The following is a 5,894-nucleotide window of genomic DNA, read 5'->3' on the forward strand; positions in this document are numbered from 1 at the left end:
GGACGGAGCGGTGCTCGATGGCGACGCCCTTGGGCCTGCCGGTGGAGCCGGAGGTGAAGTCGACGTAGGCGAGGTGGCGCGAGGTGACGCCCGTCTCGGGCGCGGACGTGGGCAGAGCCTCGAGGCTCAGCTCCTCCCAGAAGAGACACGGCAACGAGTCGGAGACGGGGAGCTGCGAGCGGAGGGTGCGAGAGGTGAGCAGCAGCCGGGGCGGAGCGTCCTCCAACATGAAGGCGAGGCGCTGGGCGGGGTAGGAGGCGTCGAGCGGGAGGTAGGCACCACCGGCCTTGAGGATGCCCAACAGGGAGACGACGAGCTCCAGGGAGCGATCGAGGAAGAGGGCGACGAGGGAGTCGGGTCCCACGCCCTGCGAGCGCAAGAGGTGGGCGAGCTGGTTGGAGCGCGCGTCCAGCTCCCGGTAGGTGAGGCGCTGCTCGCCGAACTCGACGGCGATGGCGTCGGGACGCAGGGCCACCTGCCTCTCGAAGAGGTGGTGGATGCAGGCGTCGCGGGGGTAGTCCCGCTGCGTCTGGTTCCAGTCGACGAGCACCTGCTGGCGCTCGGTCTCGGAGATCAGGGTCAGCTCGGAGAGGGGTGCCTCGGGACGGGAGAGCGCGGCCTCCAGGAGGACCTGGAAGTGGCCCATCATGCGAGCGGCGGTGGTGTGCTCGAAGAGATCGGTGGCGTACTCGAACACGCCGTCGAAGCCCTCGGGAGAGGACGAGAGGATGAGGCTGGCGTCGCACTTGGTGACGCGGTTCTCCACCTCGAGCGGGCGCAGGGAGAGGCCCGGGAGGGCCATCTCGGGCATGGGCGCGTTCTGCAGGGCGAAGATGACCTGGAAGAGCGGCGAGCGGCTCAGGTCACGCTGGGGCTGGAGCTCCTCGACGAGCTTCTCGAAGGGGACGTCCTGGTGGGCGAAGGCGCCGAGGGTGGTTTCGCGCACCTGGTGCAGCAGCTCGCGGAAGGTGGTGACACCCGCGAGGCGAGCACGCAGGACGAGGGTGTTGACGAAGAAGCCGATGAGGCCCTCGTGCTCGGCGTGCCGGCGGCCGGCGATGGGCGAGCCAACGCTGATGTCGTCCTGGTTGGAGTAGCGCGAGAGGAGGAGCTGGAACGAGGCCAGCAGCGCCATGAAGGGGGTGACTCCCTCACGCTGGCAGAGCTGGAGGAGGCGCTCGGAGAGGTCCTTCGAGAGCTTCACGGGCACCCGCGCGCCGCGGAAGGACTGCACGGAGGGCCGAGGCTTGTCGGTGGGCAACTCCAGGGCATGTGGCGCCCCGGCGAGCTGTTGGCGCCACCAGCGCAGCTGCGTGTCGAGCACCTCGCCTTGCAGCCACTGCCGCTGCCAGGAGGCGTAGTCGGCGTATTGGACGGGGAGCTCGGGCAGGGGAGAGGGGCGGCCCTGGGCGAAGGCCTCGTAGAGGGCCGCCACCTCGCGCACCAGCACGCCGATGGACCAGCCATCGGAGACGATGTGGTGCATGTTGAGCAGCAGCACATGCTCGCTGTCGGAAAGCCGCAGCAGCTCTCCCCGGAAGAGGGGGCCGGTGGCCAGATCGAAGGGACGCTGGGACTCCTGCTCGGCCCGCTGGAGCACCTCCGCCTCGCGCGCTGGTGCGGGCAGAGAGGAGAGATCCACCTCACCCAGGGACAGGGAGGCCTCGGGCTGGATGACCTGGATGAGGCCCTCGAGGCCGGAGCGGAAGACGGTGCGCAGGGACTCGTGACGGCGAACCACCTCGGCGAGGCTGCGCCGCAGCACGTCCACCTGGAGGGTGCCCTCCATCCGAAGCGCGGAGAAGACGTTGTAGTCGGCGTGCAGGGGGTGGAGTTGATCGATGATCCACATCCGCCGCTGCGCGAAGGAGACGGGCAGCGAGCCCACGCGAGGCGTGGTGTGCAGCGCGGGAGCCGAGGGGATGCGCTGGACGAGGGCCCCCTCCAGCTGGCTGGCGAGCGCCGCGATCGTGGGGCTCTCGAAGATGGCGCGCAGGGGGATTTCGACGCCGAAGGCGCCGCGGATGCGTGAGACGAGCTGGGTGGCCAGCAGGGAGTGGCCGCCCAGGGCGAAGAAGTCGTCGTGGATGCCCACCTGCGGCACGCCCAGCACTCCGCACCAGAGGGCGGCGAGCTGCACCTCCAGCTCGTTGCGCGGGAGCGCCAGGGGCTCGGCCGAGCTGCCTGAAACGCCCTCGGGCACGGGCAGGGCCTTCCTGTCCACCTTGCCGTTGGGGGTGAGGGGCACCTTCTCCAGCTGCACGAAGGCGGAGGGCACCATGTGCGCGGGCAGCTTCTGCTTGAGGTGCTCGCGCAGCTCGGAGGCGTCCGGCGTCTGGTCCTCCTGAGCCACCCAGTAGGCCACCAGCCGCTTGTTGCCCGGGACGTCCTCGCGTACCACCACCACGGACTGACGCACGCCCGGGAACTTGTCGAGCACGGACTGGACTTCACCCAGCTCGATGCGGAAGCCGCGAATCTTCACCTGGAAGTCATTGCGGCCGCGGAACTCGATGTTGCCGTCGGGGAAGTAGCGCACCACGTCGCCGGTGCGGTACATGCGCGCCCCGTTCTGCTCGAACGGGTTGGGGATGAAGCGCTCGGCCGTCAGAGCGGGCCGCTCCAGGTAGCCGCGGCCCAGGTTCTCGCCGCCGATGTAGAGCTCGCCCCAGACGCCCACCGGCACCGGCGCCAGGCGCTCGTCGAGCACGTACACGCGGACGTTGGACAGAGGCCGGCCGATGTGCGGCAAGCCCTCCACGACGCCCTCGGGCTCCACCTGGCAGATGGTGGTGGCCACGGTGTTCTCCGCGGGGCCATACACATTCACCAGCGCGGCCTTCAATTCCTTGCGTGGACGGCGGTGAAGCTTGTCTCCACCGGTGAAGAGCCAGCGCAGGACGACGTCGTCCGTCCACTGCTCCTCCAGCACCGCCTCCGCCATGGGCGTGGCCATGAAGGAGACGGTGATTTTCTCCTCCGCCAGCCAGCGCAGCAGCCGCCGAGGCTCTGCGCGCACCTCGTCCTCGGGCATGTGCACGCTGGCACCCACCATGAGGTTGAGCCACACCTCCCAGACGGACACGTCGAAGGACAGGCCCACCACCAGCGTCGTCCTGTCCTCGGGCTTCACCGCGTAGGTGCGCTCGTACCACCTGCCCAGGTTGACGAGGCTGCGGTGCGTCACCGCCACGCCCTTGGGCCTGCCCGTCGAGCCGGACGTGTAGATGCTGTAGGCGAGGTTCTGCGCGCCCACGCCCGTTTCCGGCCGGTGCTTGGGCTGAGCCTCCAGCACGCTCTCGTCATCCAGGCACACCACGGCCGCGCCGGCGCCCTCCACGAGGCTCGCGCGTGCGCGATGCGACAGCACCACCTTCGCGCCGCTGTCGCCCACCACCTGGCGCTGCCACTCCGTGGGGTAGGCCACATCCACCGGCAGGTAGGCGCCACCGGCCTTGAGGATGGCCAGCGCGCCCACGATGAAGTCCACCGAGCGCGCCACGCACACCACGCCCACGGACTCCGGGCCCACGCCCAACGTGCGCAGGTGGTGAGCGAGCTGGTTGGCCCGCTCGTCGAGCTCCCGGTACGTCAGCTTGTGGTGCTTGTCCGCCACGGCCAGCGAGTCCGGCCTGGCACGGGCATGGGCCTCCACCAGCTCGTGGACGCACGCCTCGCGCGGGTACTCGGCCCCCGTGGCGTTCCATTCCACCAGCAGCTGCTGACGCTCGGCCCCGGTCATCAGCGGCAGGGAGGCCAGGGGCGCATCGGGCTGGGCGAGGATGGAGGTGAGCAGCACCTGCAGGTGGCTCATCATGCGAGCGACGGTGTCTCGCTCGAAGAGATCCACGCAGTACTCCAGCGTGCCGGTGAATCCCTCCGGTCCCTCGGAGAGGAAGAGGGTGAGATCGAACTTGGCGGTGAGCTCGCCAGGAGGAAGCGTGCGCAGGGAGAGGCCCGGGAGCTCCAGGTTGCCCATGGGGGCGTTCTGGAGGGCGAACATCACCTGGAAGAGCGGCGTGCGGCTCAAGTCACGCGGAGGCCGCAATTCCTCGACCAGCTTCTCGAAGGGGACGTCCTGGTGCTCGAAGGCATCGAGCGTGGTGGAACGGACCTGGGCGAGCAGCGAGCGGAAGGAGGCCCGGGCGTCGATGCGGGAGCGCAGGACGAGGGTGTTGACGAAGAAGCCGATGAGGCCCTCGAGCTCGGCATGCTGGCGGCCAGCGATGGGCGAGCCGACGCAGATGTCGTCCTGGTTGGAGTAGCGCGAGAGCAGGAGCTGGAAGGAGGCCAGCAGGGCCATGAAGGGCGTGACCCCTTCGCGTTGGCACAGCTGGAGGAGCCGCTCGGAGAGGTCCTTCGGCAGCTTCACGGGAAGCTGTGCGCCGCGGACGGACTGGATGGCGGGCCGAGACTTGTCGGTCGGCAACTCCAGGGCCTGAGGCGCCCCGGCGAGCTGCTGCTTCCAGTACGTGAGTTGCTGCTCGAGCACCTCGCTCCGCCACTGCCGCTGCCAGATGGCGTAGTCCGCGTACTGCACCGTCAACTCAGGCAGAGGCGAGGGCTTGCCCCGGAGCTGGGCCTCATAGATGGCCGCCAGCTCCCGCACCAGCACGCCCGAGGACCAGCCATCGGAGATGATGTGGTGCATGTTGAGCAGCAGCACGTGCTCATGGGCGGAGAGCCGCAGCAGGTGGGTGCGCAGGAGCGGACCCGTGGAGAGCTGGAAGGAGCGCTGTGCGTCCTCGTGGACGAGGCGCAGCACCTCGGCCTCCCGCTGCTCGGAGGGGATGGCCGAGAGGTCCACCACCTCCAGGGGGAGCGAGACGGACGGGGCGATGACCTGGACGGGTTGCCCTGCCTCGGAGCCGAAGGTGGTGCGCAGGGACTCGTGGCGGCGCACCAACTCCTGGAAGCCATGCCGGAGCGCGGCGAGGTCCAGGGTGCCTTCGAGCCGGATGGCGGCGGGGAGGTTGTAGAGAGGGCTGTCGGGCTCGAGCTGATCGAGGAACCACAGGCGCTGCTGAGCGAAGGACAGGGGCAGCGGGCCGTTGCGGGGAGCGGGCACCAGAGGGGGCAGCCGAGAGGCGGCGCTGGCCCGGGCGGCGGCGTCGAGGCGCGCCGCGAAGTCCTTCACGGTGGGGGCCTCGAAGAGGGTGCGCAGCGGGAGTTCCACGCCAAAGGTGGCGTGCAGGCGCGCCATCACCTGGGTGGCCAGCAAGGAGTGGCCGCCGAGCGAGAAGAAATCATCCTCGCGGCCCACCTGGGGCACGCGCAGCACCTGGGCCCACAGCGCGGCGAGCCGCTCCTCGGTGGGGGTCGCGGGCGGCGTGTACGGACGGGAGCGCAGGTGGGGCGAGCTGTCGGGCGCGGGCAGGGCCTTGCGATCCACCTTGGCATTGGAGGTGAGCGGGAGGCTCTCCAGTGCCACGAAGGCCGAGGGCCGCATGAATTCGGGGAGCCGCTGCGCGAGGAAGGCCTGCAGCGAGTCCACATCGGCGAGCGCAGGTACGACGTAGGCGACGAGGCGCTTGTCGCCAGGCACGTCCTCGCGGACGAGGGCCACGGCCTCACGCACCTCGGGGTGGGCGAGGAGGGCGGCTTCCACTTCGGCCAGCTCGATGCGGTAGCCGCGCACCTTCACCTGGTTGTCGATGCGGCCGAGGAAGTTGAGGACGCCATCGGGACGCCAGCGCGCCAGGTCACCGGTGCGGTAGAGGCGCGCACCGGGCTGGGTGGAGAAGGGATTGGGGACGAAGCGCTCGGCGGTGAGGTCCGGGCGGGAGAGGTAGCCGCGGGCCAGGCCGTCGCCGCCGATGTAGAGCTCACCGGGCACGCCCACGGGCACGGGACGCAGGTGCGCGTCGAGCAGGTACACCTGGGTGTTGGCGATG

The 5,894-nt window shown here is 69.9% G+C and carries 1 protein-coding gene; it reads right to left on the reverse strand.

The features are described 5' to 3' along the window. Window positions 1–5,894: non-ribosomal peptide synthetase (locus VFZ09_RS21695; protein ID WP_329729548.1), on the reverse strand; the 5,894-nt coding region annotated here is incomplete at both ends.

Source organism: Archangium sp. (assembly GCF_036277355.1).
Classification (GTDB): Bacteria; Myxococcota; Myxococcia; order Myxococcales; family Myxococcaceae; genus Archangium.